At 64.1% G+C, this 17,044-nt stretch carries 17 protein-coding genes; 10 read left to right on the top strand and 7 right to left on the bottom strand.

The genetic code is table 11. From position 1 onward, the window contains the following. From EPN80_RS09025 to EPN80_RS09010, 4 genes are read left to right on the top strand one after another with little or no spacing between them, the layout of a single operon-like run. Entirely contained in the window at window positions 1–1,023 is a 1,023-nt protein-coding gene (locus tag EPN80_RS09025) for an aromatic ring-hydroxylating dioxygenase subunit alpha (protein WP_047214809.1), read from the top strand. Further along, window positions 1,020–1,472, top strand: coding sequence for a RidA family protein (locus tag EPN80_RS09020; protein ID WP_293025961.1), 453 nt, complete (start codon window positions 1,020–1,022; stop codon window positions 1,470–1,472). The genes EPN80_RS09025 and EPN80_RS09020 overlap by 4 nt, the downstream gene beginning before the upstream one ends. A gap of 43 nt (window positions 1,473–1,515) precedes the next feature. After that, the gene (locus tag EPN80_RS09015) at window positions 1,516–2,481 is read left to right on the top strand and encodes a PDR/VanB family oxidoreductase (protein WP_293025959.1); all 966 of its coding nucleotides are present in this window, start codon (window positions 1,516–1,518) and stop codon (window positions 2,479–2,481) included. Between the two features lie 22 nt (window positions 2,482–2,503). Then, on the top strand, window positions 2,504–3,472 hold the full coding sequence (locus tag EPN80_RS09010) for a VOC family protein (protein WP_293025957.1): 969 nt from the start codon (window positions 2,504–2,506) through the stop codon (window positions 3,470–3,472). 25 nt (window positions 3,473–3,497) lie between these two features. Here the strand turns inward: EPN80_RS09010 and EPN80_RS09005 are convergent, their stop codons facing one another. Together EPN80_RS09005 and EPN80_RS09000 are read right to left on the bottom strand one after the other, a co-directional pair. Next, window positions 3,498–4,286: an IclR family transcriptional regulator gene (locus EPN80_RS09005; RefSeq protein WP_047214805.1), complete on the bottom strand. Its 789-nt coding sequence runs from the start codon at window positions 4,284–4,286 to the stop codon at window positions 3,498–3,500. Window positions 4,287–4,409: 123 nt separating this feature from the next. Beyond that, window positions 4,410–5,312: a LysR substrate-binding domain-containing protein gene (locus EPN80_RS09000; RefSeq protein ID WP_293025954.1), complete on the bottom strand. Its 903-nt coding sequence runs from the start codon at window positions 5,310–5,312 to the stop codon at window positions 4,410–4,412. Window positions 5,313–5,482: 170 nt separating this feature from the next. Between EPN80_RS09000 and EPN80_RS08995 the strand changes: the two genes are divergently transcribed. Further along, on the top strand, window positions 5,483–6,658 hold the full coding sequence (locus EPN80_RS08995; protein WP_293025996.1) for a M20 aminoacylase family protein: 1,176 nt from the start codon (window positions 5,483–5,485) through the stop codon (window positions 6,656–6,658). Between the two features lie 66 nt (window positions 6,659–6,724). Continuing rightward, a complete protein-coding gene (locus EPN80_RS08990; RefSeq protein ID WP_293025952.1) occupies window positions 6,725–8,020 on the top strand; it encodes an MFS transporter in 1,296 nt (431 codons plus the stop codon). 44 nt (window positions 8,021–8,064) lie between these two features. Here EPN80_RS08990 and EPN80_RS08985 read toward each other — a convergent pair whose 3' ends face one another. The 4 genes from EPN80_RS08985 to EPN80_RS08970 form a co-directional block, all read right to left on the bottom strand. Continuing rightward, window positions 8,065–8,214, bottom strand: coding sequence for a hypothetical protein (locus EPN80_RS08985; protein WP_293025950.1), 150 nt, complete (start codon window positions 8,212–8,214; stop codon window positions 8,065–8,067). A gap of 70 nt (window positions 8,215–8,284) precedes the next feature. Next, window positions 8,285–9,271 carry an L-histidine N(alpha)-methyltransferase gene (egtD, locus tag EPN80_RS08980; RefSeq protein WP_293025948.1) on the bottom strand — a complete coding sequence of 329 codons (987 nt, stop codon included), beginning with the start codon at window positions 9,269–9,271 and terminating at the stop codon, window positions 8,285–8,287. Beyond that, window positions 9,271–10,563 carry an ergothioneine biosynthesis protein EgtB gene (gene egtB / locus EPN80_RS08975; RefSeq protein WP_293025946.1) on the bottom strand — a complete coding sequence of 431 codons (1,293 nt, stop codon included), beginning with the start codon at window positions 10,561–10,563 and terminating at the stop codon, window positions 9,271–9,273. Before egtB ends, egtD begins: the two co-directional genes overlap by 1 nt. Before the next feature lie 169 nt (window positions 10,564–10,732). Further along, entirely contained in the window at window positions 10,733–10,936 is a 204-nt protein-coding gene (locus tag EPN80_RS08970) for a hypothetical protein (RefSeq protein WP_293025944.1), read from the bottom strand. Between the two features lie 745 nt (window positions 10,937–11,681). Here EPN80_RS08970 and EPN80_RS08965 point away from each other — a divergent pair. After that, window positions 11,682–12,905, top strand: a complete 1,224-nt coding sequence (locus EPN80_RS08965; protein WP_293025942.1) for an MFS transporter — start codon at window positions 11,682–11,684, stop codon at window positions 12,903–12,905. 127 nt (window positions 12,906–13,032) lie between these two features. Here the strand turns inward: EPN80_RS08965 and EPN80_RS08960 are convergent, their stop codons facing one another. Continuing rightward, complete coding sequence (locus EPN80_RS08960; RefSeq protein WP_293025940.1) at window positions 13,033–13,440, bottom strand: LysR substrate-binding domain-containing protein; 408 nt, start codon at window positions 13,438–13,440, stop codon at window positions 13,033–13,035. Window positions 13,441–13,835: 395 nt separating this feature from the next. Between EPN80_RS08960 and EPN80_RS08955 the strand changes: the two genes are divergently transcribed. The 3 genes from EPN80_RS08955 to EPN80_RS08945 all read left to right on the top strand — a co-directional run bounded on the left by EPN80_RS08955 (window position 13,836) and on the right by EPN80_RS08945 (window position 16,978). Further along, window positions 13,836–14,522, top strand: coding sequence for an isochorismatase family protein (locus tag EPN80_RS08955; RefSeq protein WP_293025938.1), 687 nt, complete (start codon window positions 13,836–13,838; stop codon window positions 14,520–14,522). A 77-nt stretch (window positions 14,523–14,599) separates the two neighbouring features. Then, window positions 14,600–15,925 (top strand): MFS transporter, encoded by a 1,326-nt coding sequence (locus EPN80_RS08950; protein ID WP_293025936.1) that lies wholly within the window; start codon window positions 14,600–14,602, stop codon window positions 15,923–15,925. A 105-nt stretch (window positions 15,926–16,030) separates the two neighbouring features. Continuing rightward, window positions 16,031–16,978, top strand: a complete 948-nt coding sequence (locus tag EPN80_RS08945; protein ID WP_293025934.1) for a LysR family transcriptional regulator — start codon at window positions 16,031–16,033, stop codon at window positions 16,976–16,978. Window positions 16,979–17,044 lie beyond the last annotated feature (66 nt).

Genomic DNA, 17,044 nt, shown 5'->3' with positions numbered 1-17,044 from the left:
ATGAAAACGAATCAACAGCAAGATGTGACCGATGCCGTCCTGGAACGCGGTCTGGTGAATTTGTGGTACCCGATCTGCCCGTCGAATTTGGTCGGTCATGAGCCGGTGTCGTTGCAGCGGCTGGGCCGCAAGATGGTCTTCTGGCGCGACCAGGAAGGCCAGGTTCGCGCGCTCGAGGACCATTGTCCGCATCGCGGCGCGCCGCTGTCCAAGGGCGTGGTGCTGGGCGATCGCATCCAGTGCGGCTATCACGGCGTGCAGGTGCGCTGCGATGGCGTGGTGACCAGCGTGCCGGGCAGTCCCGGTTGCAAGCTCGAAGGCTCGCGCGCGGGGCTCGGCTTTCACGTGCGGGAGCAGGCCGGCGTGATCTTTCTCTACAACGCCACCACGAATATCGATACGCCGCCGCCGCTGAATCTGCCCGAGGAGCTGACCGGCGACGCGTACTCGTCGTTCATCTGCTACACGGAGTGGAAGGGCGACTACCGCTACGTGCTCGACAATGTGATGGATCCGATGCACGGCACGTACCTGCACAAGCAGTCGCATTCGATGGCCGCAGGCCAGACCACTGCGAATTTCCGCATCCGCGACACCGAGCACGGCTTTATCTTCGAGAAAGAAGGGCAGCGCGACGTCAACTTCGACTGGACCGAGTGGGCCGACACCGGCATCCACTGGATGCGCCTGGAGATCCCCTATCCGAAGACCGGCGGCCCGGGCGGCAACTTCATCATCATCGGCAGCTATACGCCGATCGCCCCGAATCTGGCCGCGGTGTTCCATTGGCGTTGCCGCAAGGTCAGCGGCTGGCAGCGCGACGTGTGGCGCTTCCTGTATCGCAACCGCCTCGAAGCGCGCCATTGGGCGGTGCTCGAGCAGGACCGCGAGATTCTCGAGAACATGGAGCCCGACGCCAACCAGTACGAGCACCTGTATCAGCATGACATGGGGATCGTGCGCCTGCGGCGGCATCTGCGCAATCTGGCCAAGGCTGAACTCGAGCGGTCGGAAAAAGCATGAGCGCCAGTCACGATGCCGCGCGCGGCGCGGTGCGCATTCGTTGCGCGAGCGTGCCCGAGGCGCCCACGGCGACGTGGAGCAACGGCATCGTGGCGGGCAACGATATCGTGCTGTCGGGCATGACCGCTCATCCGGCTTCGCGCGATGCGGCGAGCCCATTGTCGGCGTATGAGCAAACGCTGCTGGTGCTCGGCAAAGTCAAGGCGCTGGTCGAGGCCGGCGGTGGCACGCTGGCCAACGTCTATCGCCTGGCGGTGTACGTCACCGACATCGCCGACAAGGACGAGGTGGGGCGGGCGCGGCAGGAATTTTTCGCCGACATCGTGGGGCGGGGTGGCGCCTACCCGTGCTCGACGCTGGTACAGGTCAGTGGCCTGGTGTTTCCGGAGCTGCGCGTGGAGATCGACGCATTCGCGCGCCGCGACATCGATATGACTCGGCTGGGCTGAGCGCGTCGCGCGGCCCGCAAGACGGTAGAAGGCAGGACGTAACATGAGCAGTGCAAATAATCTGTCGGCAATGATCCGCACGCTGCGCTACGAGGCGCGCGGCATCATGAGCGTGGAACTGGTGCCGACCGAAGGCGGCAGCTTCCCGCCGTTCGAGCCCGGCGCGCATATCGACCTGCACCTGTCGAGCGGGCTGGTGCGCAGCTATTCGCTGGTGAATTCACCCGGCGAGCGCGATCGTTACGTGCTGGGCATCCTGGCCGACCCGAAAAGCCGCGGCGGCTCGCGCTTCATTCACGATAATTTCCGCGTCGGCATGACCGTGCAGATCGCACCGCCGCGCAACAACTTCGCGCTGGTCGAGGACGCCCCGCACACCGTGCTGATCGCCGGCGGTATCGGCATCACGCCGATCCTTTGCATGTATCGCCGGCTGAGCGAACTCGGGCGCAGCGTGGAGATGCTCTATTGCGCGCGCCATGCCGCGCAGGCGGCGTTTGTCGACGAGCTGCATGCGCTCGGCGGCAAGCTGACCTGCCATTTCGACGAGGCGCATGGCGATCGTCCGGCCGATCTCGCCGCTTACCTGGCAGGCAAGCCGGCCGGCACGCATGCCTATTGCTGCGGCCCGGCGGTGATGCTGGGCGCATTCGAGCAGGCGTGCGAGGCCGCCGGCATCGCCCACGTACACCTCGAACGCTTCGCTCCGGCGCCCGATGCCGCGCCCCCCGCGGCGGCCGCCAGCGGCTACACGGTGGAACTCGCCAGGAGCGGCAAGAGCGTTCGCGTCGAGCCCGGCGCGACCCTGCTCGACAGCCTGCTTGCGGCGGGTGCCGACGTCCAGACCAGCTGCCTGGAAGGCATTTGCGGCACCTGCGAGACGCGCGTGCTCGAAGGTTGCCCCGATCACCGCGACTCGGTACTCAGTGCAGCGGAGCGCGCCACCAACAAAGTAATGATGATCTGCGTATCGGGCTGCAAGGGCGAGCGCCTGGTGCTCGACCTCTGACTGCCTGCCTGGAAATAACACAATGACGATTCTCGGTATTGAACAAATCACCTACGGCGTGACGGATCTCGACACCTGCTGCCGTTTCCTGCGCGACTGGGGCCTCAGGGAGCTCTCGCGCGACGCGCACGGCGCGCGCTTCGAGACGCTCAACGGTTGCCGCGTGGTGCTGGCCGCGCATGACGATCCGTCGTTGCCGCCGGCCATGGAAGAAGGCCCGACGCTGCGCGAAGTGACCTGGGGCGTGGCCGGCGCGGCCGAGCTCGACGATCTGCGGCCGCGCCTGGCGCAGCAACCGGGCTTCTATGCACGCGACGGCGCGCTCGGTTGCATCGATCCGAACGGCCTGGCGATCCGCATCGAGGCGAGCCGCAAGCGCGAACTCGACGTGAGGGGCTCGCCATCCAACGCATGGGGCCAGGCCGCGCGCATCGACCAGCCCAGCCCGATCTACGAGCGCGCCGAGCCGATCGAGGTCGGGCACGTGGTGTTCTTCACCAATGCGCTGGCCCAGACCGAGCGCTTCTACCGCGAGGCGCTGGGCTTCGAGCTGTCCGACCGTTATCCGGAGCGCGGCGCGTTCATGCGTTGCGCGCCGCACGGCGGGCACCACGACCTGTTCCTGCTGCAATTGCCCAACGGCAAGCGCGGCCTGAATCACGTCGCCTTCACGGTGCGCGACATCCACGAGGTATTCGGCGGCGGCCTGCACATCGACCGCTGCGGCTGGCAAACGCAGCTGGGGCCGGGGCGCCATCCGATCTCATCGGCTTACTTCTGGTATTTCAAGAATCCGTGCGGCGCGCTGATCGAGTATTACGCCGACGAAGACATCCTGACGCCGGCCTGGCAGCCGCGCGACTTCGAGCCGGGCCCGACCGTATTCGCCGAATGGGCGGTCGACGGCGGGCTCGACGGCGTGACGCGCCGGCAGAAGAACGCCGGGCAGGCGCCCGGCGGCAAATTCATGACCGATACCGACAAGCGCTGAATGGCCTGGCAGGCCGGCGGCGGTATCAGGCCGGCGCCTGCCGGTAATTGAGCTTGTAGGACAGTTCATTGGCCGCGGCAACGACCTGGCTGACCAGATCGTTGTCCTGCGCCCGGTCCTCGAGTTGCGGGCGCGGCACCGTGACGCTGATTGCCGCGACGATCTTGTTGCGGTGATCCCGCACCGGCGCGACCACCGTGGAAATGCCGTACTCGAAAAACGACTGGCTGGTCGCATAGCCGCGCGCCGCATACTCCTGCACGCGTGCGAAGAGCGCCTCGATGGTCTCGGGGGTATGGTCGGTGTAGCGCTTGAGCGGGCCTTGCGGATACAGCTTGTGCAATGCCGCCAGATCGCAATCGCCCAACAGCACCTGGCCGATCACCGTGGCATGCGCCGGCAGGCGGGTGCCGATGCTCACCGCGCTGAACACCGGATCGCGGCTGGCGGCCTTGGCGACGAAGACCGCGTCTTGCCGATCCAGAATGATGATGTGGCTCGAATAGCCGGTCGCGTCGCGCAATCTCTCGATGATCGGATTGCCCAGGTCGGTCAGCTCGAGCGAGTTCAGATATTCGAAGCCCAGCCGCAGCACCGAGACGCCCAGCCGGTAATTGCGATCGCCGCTGGCGGCGCGCTCGATGAAGCCGAGCGATTCGAGCGTCTGCAGCAGGCGGAATACCGTCGAGCGGGGCACGTCGAGCCGGCGCGACAACTCGGCGCCGTTGAGCACGGGCTCCTGTTTGGAAAATTCCATCAGGATCCTGAGCCCGCGTTCGAGGCCGGGTACCGCATATTTATTGTCTTCGCTCATGACATCACTGGGGTCTTGCTGACGTGAAGGTGGCGCCAGCCCTGCGAAGGGGCCGATCCTGCGCAGGGATTATGCCTTAAATCGGTGCGCGTCCGGCCGCACGGCGCACGCGGACGCTGCCGATCAATCCGGAAAGCGCGTGCGGCCGGCTTGCATCAGGCACGCCGCCAGATAGGCCGCGGCCGGCGTCAGCGGCACATCGGCGCGACGCACCAGACTGATCTCGGTGCTCAGGCTCGGCAGCCGCGCCGGCACGGCGACGATGCCGGTGCATTCGGGCAGCGCCAGCAAGGGTTCGGGAAACAGGCTCAGCAAATCGGTATTGCGCACCAGCGCGACCGCCGTGCTGTATGACTCGCACACGAGGATCCGCTCGGGCGGCGCGACGCCGCTGGTCGCGAACAGTTGCTGGATCAGCCCGCCGTGCCCCTCCTGCAGGCGGCTGCTCAGCGCCCATTCCTGCGCGGCCAGGGCAGCCGGCGCCGGATCGGCCAGCACCGGGTGGCCGGCCCGCGCGGCTATCGCCTGCTGGGCGTGGAAGCAGGACTCGGTGACGAAATCGTTGCCCAGAGACACATTGCTTTGCACCGTCATGGCGAAGTCGAGCGTGCCGTTGCGCACCCCCGGCACGACGATCGGCGCAAGGCCTTCGACCAGACGCAGCGCGACGTTGCGATAGCGCTGACGGAATGCCTTGAGCGCGTCCGGCAGCACCGTCAGGACAACCGCCGGTGTCAGACCGATTGCCACGCTGCCCGTATCGATGCCTTGCGACTGATTCAATTCATCGCGCGCCTGCTGCATTTGCCGCACGATCAGCCGGGCGCGCATCAGCAGCCGCTGCCCGTCCTCGGTCAGCTGGATGCCGCGTGCGTTGCGCGCGATCAGCGGCAAGCCGGCGTCGTCTTCCAGTTCGCGCAGCGCCTTGGTCACGGCGGCCTGCGACAGAAACAGCGCGCGCGCCGCGCCGCGGATGCTGCCGTGCTCGGCGGCGCTGACGAAGGCGCGCAACTGATGATATTTCATGCGGGCTCCTGGCCGTAATCGGGGGGTGCGCGGCGGCGCGGTTGGGTCGGTCGAATGACAACCAATGGTGTTCGGTGCCTGAAAATATTGTCTTCCGGTAGTCTCAGAGTCACTCTACCATCGTCTGATAAGACTTCCTATTCAGACTATTCCAGGAGACGCCGTTGGCCCTGCACGATCCCTCCCCATTGGATGCCATTGCCGCCTTTGCCGACGACATCGTTACGTTGCGGCACCGGATTCACCAGCACCCCGAACTCGGATTCGAGGAGTATCAGACCAGCGACCTGGTCGCCGAACGGCTGCTGTCGTGGGGCTACGAGCTCACGCGCGATATCGGCGGCACCGGGCTGGTGGCCACGCTGCGCGTGGGCGACGGCCGGCGTCGCCTGGGCCTGCGTGCCGACATGGATGCCTTGCCGATCCAGGAACAAACCGGGTTGCCGTACGCCAGCGTGCATGCCGGCAAGATGCACGCGTGCGGCCACGACGGACATACCGCGATGCTGTTGGGCGCGGCACGCTATCTGGCTGCCACCCGACGTTTCTCGGGTACGTTGAATCTGATTTTCCAGCCCGCCGAGGAAGGTTTGGCGGGCGCCAAGCGCATGCTCGACGACGGCCTGTTCGAGCGCTTTCCCTGCGACGCGATTTTCGCCATGCACAACATGCCCGGGTTCGCCGAGCGCAAGCTGGTGTTTCACGCCGGCGCATTCATGGCGTCGTCCGACCGGGCCAGCATCACGCTGCACGGCAAGGGCGGGCATGGCGCCGAGCCGCACAAGGCGATCGACCCGGTGGTGGCCGCCGCCAGCATCGTGCTCGGGCTGCAGACCATCGTCGCGCGCAACGTCGATGCGCAGCACCCGGCGGTCATCACGGTGGGATCGATCAAATCGGGCGAAGTCGCCAACGTGGTGCCGCAAAGCGCGCAGATGGAATTGAGCATCCGCGCCCTGGACGCCGGCGTGCGCGACTTGCTGGAGGCGCGCATTCGCGCGCTGGTCGAGGCCCAGGCGCAGAGTTTCGGGCTGCGTGCCGAGATCGATTACTGGCGGGGGTACCCGGTGCTGGTCAACGATGCCGGGCAAACCGAATTCGCGCGCCGCGTGGGCGAGGAACTGGTCGGCAGTGAAAACGTGATCGCCGATACCCGGCCGCTGATGGGCAGCGAAGACTTCGCCTACCTGCTGCAGCATTGCCCCGGCAGTTATTTGCTGATCGGCAATGGCGCGGGCGAGCAGGTATGCACGGTGCACAATCCGGGCTATGACTTCAACGATCGATGCATCGTCACTGGGGCCGCGTATTGGGCGCTGTTGACGGAGCGCTTCCTGGCCGCCTGACGGGCCAGTGCTCGCGCCGGCCGGCCGCGCAGGCCTGACAACCAGAATTCACAAAGAGGAGACACCATGGACATTTCGATCACGCCGCAGGCCGTGACGCAACCTCGCGCAATGTCGCGCGCCAAGGTCATTTTTGCCGTGACGCTGGGCAACGGCATGGAGTTTTTCGACTTCACCGTGTACAGCTTTTTCGCGGTGCTGATCGGCAAGCTGTTTTTCCCGGTACACGATCCGCTCGGGCAGTTGCTGCTCTCGGTGGGCACCTTCGGCGCGGGCTTCATCACGCGCCCGCTGGGCGGCGTGATGCTCGGCGCCTATGCCGACCGGGCCGGCCGCAAGGCGGCGATGACACTGACGATTTTCCTGATGGCGCTGAGCACGGGCCTGATCGGCCTGACGCCGACCTACGCGCAGATCGGCCTGGCCGCGCCCGCGCTGGTCGTGCTGGCGCGCCTGCTGCAGGGTTTTTCGGCGGGCGGCGAAGTCGGCGCGTCGACGACCTTGCTGGTGGAGTACGCGAGCGCCCGCACGCGCGGCTTCTATGGCAGTTGGCAACTGGCGAGCCAGGGTGCCGCGGCGCTGTTCGGCGCTTTGCTGGCGACGCTGCTGTCGGCGGCGCTGCCGGTCGAGTCGCTGGAGAGTTGGGGCTGGCGCCTGCCGTTCCTGCTGGGGATTCTGGTCGCGCCGCTGGGCGCCTTCATTCGTCGCCGCCTGGGCGAAACGCATACGCCGCATGCGGCCGATGCGCCGCACGGCTCGGTGCGTGAAGTGCTCGGCCGGCATCGCACCATCACGCTGCTGGGTATCGTGCTGACCGTCGGCGGCACGGTGGCCAATTACATCGTGCTGTTCTACATCCCGACTTATGCGATCCGCATCCTCGGCATGTCGATGAAAGTGGCGATGCTCGCCGGCGTGATGGCCGGTCTGATCACCTTCGTATCCTCACCGTTGTTCGGCGCATGGTCCGACCGCTGGGGGCGCAAGCCGCTGATTCTGTGGTCGCGCCTGGCGATCATCGTGTTGATCTATCCGGCCTTCTGGCTGCTGCACAGCTGGCCGAGCGTCGGCGTGCTGCTGGCGGTGGTCGCCGTGATGTCGCTGCTCAACGCGATGAGCGGGGTGCCGACCATCGTGATCATGCCGGAACTGTTTCCCAAAGCCGTACGCGCGACCGGCATGGCGATCGTCTACAGCGTCGGTGTTGCGCTATTCGGCGGTTTCGCGCAGTTCATCGTGACCTGGCTGATCAAGGTCACGGGCGATCCACTGTCGCCCTCGTGGTATGTGATCGGCTGCGGCGTCGCGTCACTGCTGGCGCTGTGGCCGATCCGCGAATTCGCCGGACGCGAACTCGATTGAGGCATTACGGCCGGTCGCGACGGCGAATCCGGCCGGCGAGCCGGTCAGCGCGGCAGGCGGTTGCAATCCGAGCCGGCTTTGTAGTTGCTGGCTACGATGTCATAGGTGCGCGCATGCGCCTCCCACATCTCTGCCAGCAGGCGGCCAAGCCGGGCCAAGAGCGAAGAAGAAGCGGTCATCGTTTGGGTGGTCATGGGAAAGCTCCTAAGGGTTTTCCCGAATGATACGTCCACCATTGTTGCGTCGCAACAGAGCGGCAACGAATTATGCGATTTCCGAGACAATATTGCTCAAAAGATGCACGCTGAAGCATCGCGCCGGGTCTTGCCATACGGCCTGGGGATGCCAGCCGGCCGAGGCGGCCAGAGCCTGGAATTCCGGCACTGAATACTTGTAGGAATTCTCGGTATGGATCGTCTCCTCGGGCTCGAAGGAGAAACGATGCCCGAGCAGATTGACGGTCTGTTTGCGCTGGCTGACCAGATGCATTTCGATGCGCCCCAGTTTGTCGTGGTAGCGCGCCTCGTGACGGAATGCGGTCACATCGAAATCAGCGCCCAGCTCCAGATTGATGCGACGCAGCAGATTCAGGTTGAACTCGGCTGTGATGCCACGGCTGTCGTTATAGGCGGGCACCAATATTGCGGCATCCTTGGTGGCATCGACGCCGACTACCATGCGCCGGTTACGCCCCAGGAGTCTGGCGGCGTGCTGCAAAAAGCGCACCGCCTCGGCCGGCGTGAAATTGCCGATGGTCGAGCCCGGAAAAAAGCCGAGGCGCGGGTGTGGCGTGTCACTCACCTGCGGCGGCAGGTGGAACGGCTGCGTAAAGTCGGCTACCACCGGCAATACCGTGAGTTTGGGGAAATTCGCGGCAAGCGCGCTGGCCGATGCGCGCAAAAAATCTTCCGCGATATCGACCGGCACATAGGCGTGCGGCTCGCGCAGCGCGCGCAGCAGCAGCGGCGTCTTGCGGCTCGATCCGCTACCCAGTTCGATGATCACCGTGCCGGGCGCGACTGCCTCGGCCAGCAATGGCGCGCAAGCCTGCAGAATGCCGATTTCGGTGCGGGTCTGATAGTACTCGTCGAGCCGGGTGATTTCCTCGAAAAGCTCCGAGCCGCGCTGGTCGTAGAGCCACGCGGACGGGATGAATTTTTGCGCGCGCCCGAGGCCCTCAAGCGCGGCGCGCGCAAAAGCGTCGCGCGGCAGGGACGGACAGGCATATGCGGATAACGGGTTCGATGACACTAGCGGTCCTCCGCCAGACGCAGACCGGTGAATTGCCAGCGCTGGTGTGGGTAGAAGAAATTCCGGTAGGTGGCGCGGATGTGACCGGCCGGCGTCGCGCAGGAGCCGCCGCGCAGCACGAACTGCCCGCACATGAACTTGCCGTTGTATTCCCCGACGGCGCCGGCGGCGGGACGAAAGCCGGGATACGAGACGTACGGGCTGGCGGTCCATTCCCAGACGTCGCCGAACATTTGGCGCAGCTCTGCGTTCGGCGCGACTGCATCCGGTAGCGGGTCGAGCCAGACGCTGTCGGCGAAATGCCCGTGCGGCAGGGCGTCGCGCGCGGCGATTTCCCATTCGAATTCGGTGGGCAGGCGCTTGCCGGCCCAGCGCGCGAACGCGTCCGCTTCGAAGTAGCTGATATGACTGACCGGCGCGTGCATATCGAGCTCGGCCATGCCGTGCAGCGTCATGCGCCACCATTGATCGTCCCGCCGCTCCCAGTAAAGGGGTGCGTCCCACGCCTCGCGCTGGACGGTTTGCCAGCCATCCGAGAGCCACAGCGCCGGATTGCGATAGCCGCCGTCGTCGATGAAAGCGTGCCACTGCGCGTTGGTGACCGGCAGCGTGGCCAGTGCGAAATCGCCCAGCAGGATGTCGTGGCTGGGTCCCTCGCAATCGAAGGCGAAGCCGTTGCGGTCATGGCCGACGGTGAAGCGCCCGCCGGCGATTGCCATCCAGTCGTGCTGCTCGCCAGGCGCCGCTGCCGCGGGCCGGGGCGGGTTGGCCGCACGGTAAGCCGGGCGCAGCGGATTTTGCGCGAACAGATGCAGCACATCGGTGAGCATCAACTCCTGATGCTGCTGTTCGTGGTGCAAGCCCAGCTCGATCAATTCAAGCGTCGCGGCGTCCTGGGCAGTCCCGATCAGGCGCGTCATGGCGTCGTCGACGTGCGCCCGATAAGCCAGCACCTCGGGCAGCGTCGGACGGGTCAGCAGACCGCGGCGCGGGCGAGGGTGCCGCGGGCCGGCCGCTTCGTAATACGAGTTGAAAAGAAAAGCGAAATCCGCGCAGAAGGCAGAATAGTTCGGATAGCGAGGAACCAGCAGGAAGGTTTCGAAAAACCATGTGGTGTGTGCCAGATGCCACTTGAGCGGGCTGGCATCGTCCATCGACTGCACCGTCATGTCCGCCTCTGTCAATCCGGCGCAGAGGTCGACCGAGGTGTGCCTGACGACGGCAAAACGTTGCGCCAACCTGGATGTTCGGGGAGCGGCGGCGTCCTGCAGTGCGGCGTGAACTGCGCTCATGGATTCTCCCGGGTTGCGATCGCGTTGATCGATACGTGGGGATTGCGACACGACGCCGGCCGAACCAGCATGAGCCGGCGTGTCGCGCAAGATTTATCTTAACGGCCTGACCGGGTAGGTACAAGCCACGTTGCGGCGCGCTCGGCGACACGCATGGTGACGTCCGTGCTCAAGACTGCCCATTGCCGGAACTCGCGTGCAGCTCCTGCTCGATGCGTACCACTTCCTGGGCCACCAGGCCAATCGCGTTGCGAATTTCCATCAGCGCCGTGTAAAGCTCCTGGGACGCTTCGGGAAAGCGCATGGCGACGCCACGCGCGGCAGACTCGATAGCATCCAGCGAATGAGCGATTCGGTCGAGATTTTCCAGCATCGTCAACTCTCCAGTAGAGATCGCGGGGCCATGCCTTCAGACATGATACACGCCCACCGTGACAGCCGCTGGCAGCGTATGCCGGCGCAATGTTAGAATGCGGTCCCCCGTGCCGGGGTGATGAAATTGGTAAACATAGCGGACTTAAACATTTGAGTGCCCGCCCGGAAACGGGCGGTGCAGAACCCTTCAAATTCGGTGAAACCCCTGGCCCCAGGGCCGAGGCAACGCCGAGCCAAGCCCTTCGCGCGAGCGACGGGAAGGTGTAGAGACTAGACGGGGGGCGCCTAAAGCACATGCCAAGGCGAAGGCATAGTCCAGCGCACGAACAGCCCAGCTGGCGTCGAAAGACGCAGTGTGAAGAAAATCCGCCGCCTTCGGGCTTGCCGGTTCGAGTCCGGTCCCCGGCACCATCCCTTGTTCGGCAAAGGACAAGAAAACCTGTAAAAGCGCGCGAACGTCCGGGTAAAAGTGGGGCTTGGCCGTGTCGGCGCGCTCCTGATTGTCTTCATGAACCCGCATATCTTCATTCCTGACGCGAGTTGCCGATGCGTCAACTCGTCTTGCGACGCCATCGCCAAACATGCCGAGCGTGCCGTATGACCCGTTCTGGCGACTTCACCGACTCGTGGCGCCCGTCGCGCCATAAGACGGGCATTGACGCGCACTGCCGTCGTGTCGGGCTTCGACCGGCCGGAATCGAACCGCGCACGCGCGCCTTTTTCGTTGCATGGAGAGGTGCCGCATGACAATCCGTTACGCGAGCAGATTACTCGAGCGAGTGCGGGAATCGGAGACGACCCCCTTGCTGATCGCCACCGGCGCGTTCCGCGCGACGCAGAACATGGCGCAGACCACGCTCTCGCTGCTGGGCGTGTCCCTGGGGCTCGGCAGCGCGGCGATCGGGGCGATTGCGGCCGGCGCCAACCTGGTTGCCGTGCTCACCATGCTGCTGATCACCGCGCATCTGAGCACCAGTGCCGCACAGCGGGCGGTCTATGTGGGCCTGCTCTTCATGACCGCCTCGATCGTGAGCTTTCTCATCCCGGCCCAGTTCATGCTCCTGGTCGGCGCGCTGCTTCTGGGTGTCGCCGGAGGCCTTGTGCTGCCGAGCGCGGCCACTGCAATCGGCCAGCGTGCGTCGAACCAGGGCGATCGAACCCACGCGACTCGCGGGCGCGCCTTTGCCACGTTGGCGCTGGTGCTCTCGATCAGTCTTACGCTTGGCCCGATCTACGAGTCTGTTGTCCTGTCAGCCGCGCATGAGCACCTGTTGGCGGCGTATCTGGCGTTTCTGCCGATCGCGTTGATCGGTGCCAGGGTGACCCGCCAAAGCCAGGCAACGACCGACGCGGCGCCTGCGGCGCCGGCCTCGTTCTGGGCATCGATGGCGGGCCTGGGGTCGCTGTTTCGCAACCAGAAGTGGTGCCTTGCCGTATGCGGCCAGGCGGTTTACATGGTTCCCTTCTCGCTGGTCGTCGTTTTCATCGGCCTGATCGGCAAGTCCCTGTATCACATCCCCGCTTCGACCACCGAGGTGGGCATTGCAATCTTCTTCACGGTCTCGTTCCTGTGCCGCGTTGCACTGACGCGTTGGCCTGCCGTCGGACATCGCTTGAGATTGTTCGGTGTGTGCGTCGCGGCCACGCTGTGCGGCATCGGTCTCCTGGCGTTCGGTCACGGCATCGGTCTTTTCATGTTTGCGCTGGCAATTCTCGGCGCGCCGCACGGATTGACCTACCCGGTCGCCCTCGCCCTGGTCGCGGACGCGGTGCCGATCGAGGAGCTGCCGCGTGCGAACGCGGGCTTTCAGGCCGTGAGCAACCTGATCACGGTGGCCGCACCGCTTGCCTTCGGCCTGGTGATCGACCAATTCGGCGATCGGGCGGTGCTGCTGTGCGCAGCCATTCCCATCCTGCCGCTGGCAGGCTTGCTGTGGGTGCTGCGCGATGCCGGCCGGGTCCACTGAATCGCCGCATCAAGATCGGCGGGGCGTTCTGCCACACCGCTCGGCACCGCCGGCGAGCCGGTCCGGGATGGCGGAGGGCAGTGCATCGACCCGCATGCGATTCGTTGCCGGCGCGCCCGTCTTCACTTCACTCGTGCGCGCCAAACTCACTTTCCTTCGCGATATGCGTAAATTCATCCAGCAGTCGCTGGGCAGGCACAGTCAGGCGCACATCGGCGCGTGCCACCGCGTGAATCGAGATGCGCGGCAGCGGATCCTCGATCGGTAGTTCGACCAGGCCCATACGGGGGCCGTAGCGCTGAAAAAAGCCGCGCGGCATGATGCCGACCACGTCGGTAGTAGGCATCAGACCGAGCAGCGTCGAGAATGACTCGCACTCGAGGTGCACGGCGGGCGTCTGCAAGCCCAGACTCTCGAAACCCAACTGGACCGGGTCGCCCGGGCCCCCGGCCGGACCAGTGAGGATCCAGCGCGCGTGCGCGAGCTCGGCCAGGCGGCGTGCCACCAATACCGTCATCTGAAGAACGATAAACACGGCTCATATACCCCGTTTGGCGGCGTGCCGGTTTCCAGCGGCGCGTATCGTCGGGTGCCGGACCGGCAAAGCCAGATTGGCTCGTTCGTCAGGTCGCACCAAGCCATAACGCGCCTTCGCGATGCGTTGCCTGCCTCGCGCGCCCAACGTGGCGCCATCATATGAATCCCTCACCCCTGCCTTCGAGCAGCGAAGCCTGAGCCGCTCGTCGCACTATGCGTGCCGGGCATCGGCAAGCGAAATATCTCCTGGTTTCCCCCAAGTTATTGATGCCTTATCTGGTAATAATCATGGCGTAAATGTAATTGGACTGGTAACAATGGGTTGCCTATAGTTGGACCTGACTTAGGCGCATAACCCTGAGTTTCTCAATTACCCATACGCAGGAGATTTCAATGAGTACAGGTCTGAATGAAATGCTGGCGCAAGCCTTTTCCCAAGCCACCGAGCTGTATCAGCAACGCGGGTTTCAGCGCCGCGTGGGCTTTGGCAAAAAGCCGGCGTTGATCAACGTGGATCTGGCCAATGCCTGGACGCGGCCCGGCAATCCGTTCACGTGCGAGCACATCGACGATCAGATCATTCCGGGCGTGCAGCGCCTGCTGGCCGCATGCCGCGAGCACGGGCACCCGGTGGTGCACGTGACGACTTGCTATCAAGTGACCGACCGCAACAATCCGAACACGGATATGGGCCTGTGGCATAACAAGATCCCGGTCGACGTCGTCGACCAGGCCGACGAAAACCTGTGGGCCATCGACTCGCGCATCGCCCCGATTCCGGGCGAGCAACTGCTGATCAAAAAACGCGCCAGTTCGTTCCATGGCACCTACCTGGCCGGCTTCCTGCGAGCGGCGGGGGTCGACACCATTCTCGTGACCGGCGTGACCGCATCCGCCTGCGTGCGCACCACGCTGTGCGACGGGCTGGCCGAGGGCTTCCGCACCATCGCCGTGCGCGAATGCATCGGCGATCGCGTGCCGGGCGCGGTCGAATGGAACCTGTTCGACATCGACGCCAAGTTCGCCGATGTCGAGTCGGTGGATCGCTGCGTCGAGTATCTGCGCACCGTGGCAGCATAGGTTAGTCGTTTGACGCCGGCCGCTGTCGGCCGGCCCCCAAAAAGATAAAGATCCGAGATATCCCTCAGGAGAGAGACATGACCACGAACGCGCTGGACCCGACGGCCATCCAGGCCCGATCAGCCGAATTCCCCGCGTCAGCCATCAATAGCACCTATCGGAAAGTGACTTTGCGGCTGATTCCATTTCTGTTCATCTGCTATGTCGCGGCCTATCTGGATCGCATCAACGTTGGCTTCGCCCAATTGCAGATGCAGAGTGCGCTGGGCTTTAGCGACGCCGTTTATGGACTTGGCGCCGGCATCTTCTTTGCCGGGTATTTTCTTTTCGAGGTGCCGAGCAATTTGCTCCTCGAAAAAATAGGAGCGCGCAAGACACTGGTGCGAATCATGATCCTGTGGGGCATGACGTCCGCATCGATGCTTTTCATCACGTCCCCCACCGTTTTTTATTTCCTGAGATTCATGCTTGGCGTATTCGAAGCGGGCTTTTTCCCGGGCATGATTTTTTACTTTACTTACTGGTATCCGGCCAATCGGCGTGCTCGGGTAATGGCGCTGTTCCTTACCGCCGTGGCCATGGCCGGCGTAGTGGGTGGGCCCGTATCCGGGTGGGCGATCGCCCGGCTCAGCGGCGTGGGCGGCCTGGCCGGATGGCAGTGGCTCTTCCTGATGGAGGGTTTGCCGTCATGCGTGCTTGGCGTCATCGCGTTTTTCTATCTGGACGATACGCCTGAATCGGCGAGCTGGCTGAGCGGCGATGAGAAGGCGATCATCCGCCAGCAATTGCATGCGGACGCCGCCAGTGGGCCGCTGTTTCGCGATCACTCGTTCGGCAAGGCGATGCGGGCGCCGCGGGTCTATGCGATGGCATTCTCGTGGTTCACCTTCATTTGCGGCGTCTATGCGATCAGTTTCTGGCTACCGGCCTTGATCAAAGGGGCTGGCGTAAGCGATCCCTTTGCCATCGGCATGTACTCGATGATCCCTTATGGCGCGGCGGTCGTGACCATGATTGTCATCAGCCGGCACTCCGACGCAACGAGCGAGCGTCGGTGGCACACGGCACTGTGCGCGCTGATCGGCGCCGGCGGATTGATTGCCATTCCTTTCACGGGCACGGATCTGAAATTGGCGCTGTTCGTATTGAGCGTCGGTACCGCGGTCATCTTTACGCTGCAGCCGCTTTTCTGGGCCATTGCGACCGATTATCTGGGCGGCACCCCCGCCGCTGCCGGTACCATAGCGTTGATCAACAGCCTGGGCCTGACCGGCGGCTTCGTCAGTCCGTCGATTCTTGGCTGGGTCAAAACAGCGACCGGCAGTCTGACCAATGGCCTGTATGTTATCGCTGCCTTGCTGGTTGTCGGGGCGATACTGACGTTGCGGTTCAGGCGTCAGTGAAAAGGCACCGTTTCGAAGCGCCACGGCTCGTGCCGTGGCGCTTTTTGTTATCGTTGCGATTTCCGGATTGATCGTGCCGGCACGCGGCGCGACGAGACGTTCATCATGCGCATCGACATTCATCACATTCGAGCTTTCCTGGCAGTGGCCGATACGCTGCAATTCCGGGCGGCCGCCGAGCGCCTGCATATGACCCAGCCGGCTTTGAGCCGAATTATCAAAGCGCTGGAAGAGGCCGTGGACGTCCAGTTGCTCTCACGCACAACCCGAAACGTTCAATTGACCAATGCCGGGCAGCTATTCGCCGAACACTGCCGGCTGGCGCTGACCCATATCGATCAGGGCATCTCGCTGGCGCGACGCGCGCAAGACGGGAGCATCGGAAACCTGCGCGTCGCGTATATGGATTTCGCGATCAATGGCGCGCTGCCGCACACCGTGAAGACGTTCGGCAAGCGGTACCCGCAGATCAGTATCGACCTGTGCCATATGCCGACTTCGATGCAGAAGCAGGCGCTGCTCGATGCCACGATCGACGTCGGTTTCATGATTGGCCCGTTTTCGGCGCCGAATGTGCGCAGCGTGCTGTTCGGCAGGGAGAAAATGGTGGTGCTGCTGCCGATTGCCCATCCGCTGGCCAAGCAGAAATCGCTGCAATTGAATCAGTTGATGCGCGAGCAGTTCATCCTCGGCGCCGAGCAATCCTGGGGCGCCTTCCGTCCGCATTTCTTTGCGATGTGCCACAAAGCAGGATTCTCGCCGGCCATTGCGCAGGAGGCGACCACCAGCGATGGAATTTTTGGTTTGGTGGCTGCCAATATCGGGCTCAGCATTTACCCGTCGTGCGCCCGCAATATCCAGCGCGCCGGCCTGGTCATCCGCCCCTTGCAGGATAAGGGCACCGAGCTCGATACCGTGCTGTGCTGGCGAAGCGATGCGCAGAACCCATCCACGGCGATTTTCGTGGATGAGGTTCTTTCGAAGTTGCCGGCCGCGCCCGGCAAGACAAAGCGTGTCCCGCCGGGCGTTGAAAAACGTAGCGAGCGGGTTTGAACCGGGGCAGCCCAGCGCGCGGTAGCCGGAGCATATGCGTCATATGTGGGGTGCCGAGAACTGCCC

The organism is Pandoraea sp., assembly GCF_004297875.1.
Classification (GTDB): Bacteria; Pseudomonadota; Gammaproteobacteria; order Burkholderiales; family Burkholderiaceae; genus Pandoraea.
The sequence above is the reverse complement of the archived record's forward strand: the minus strand, read 5'-3'. Positions and strand labels throughout refer to the sequence as shown.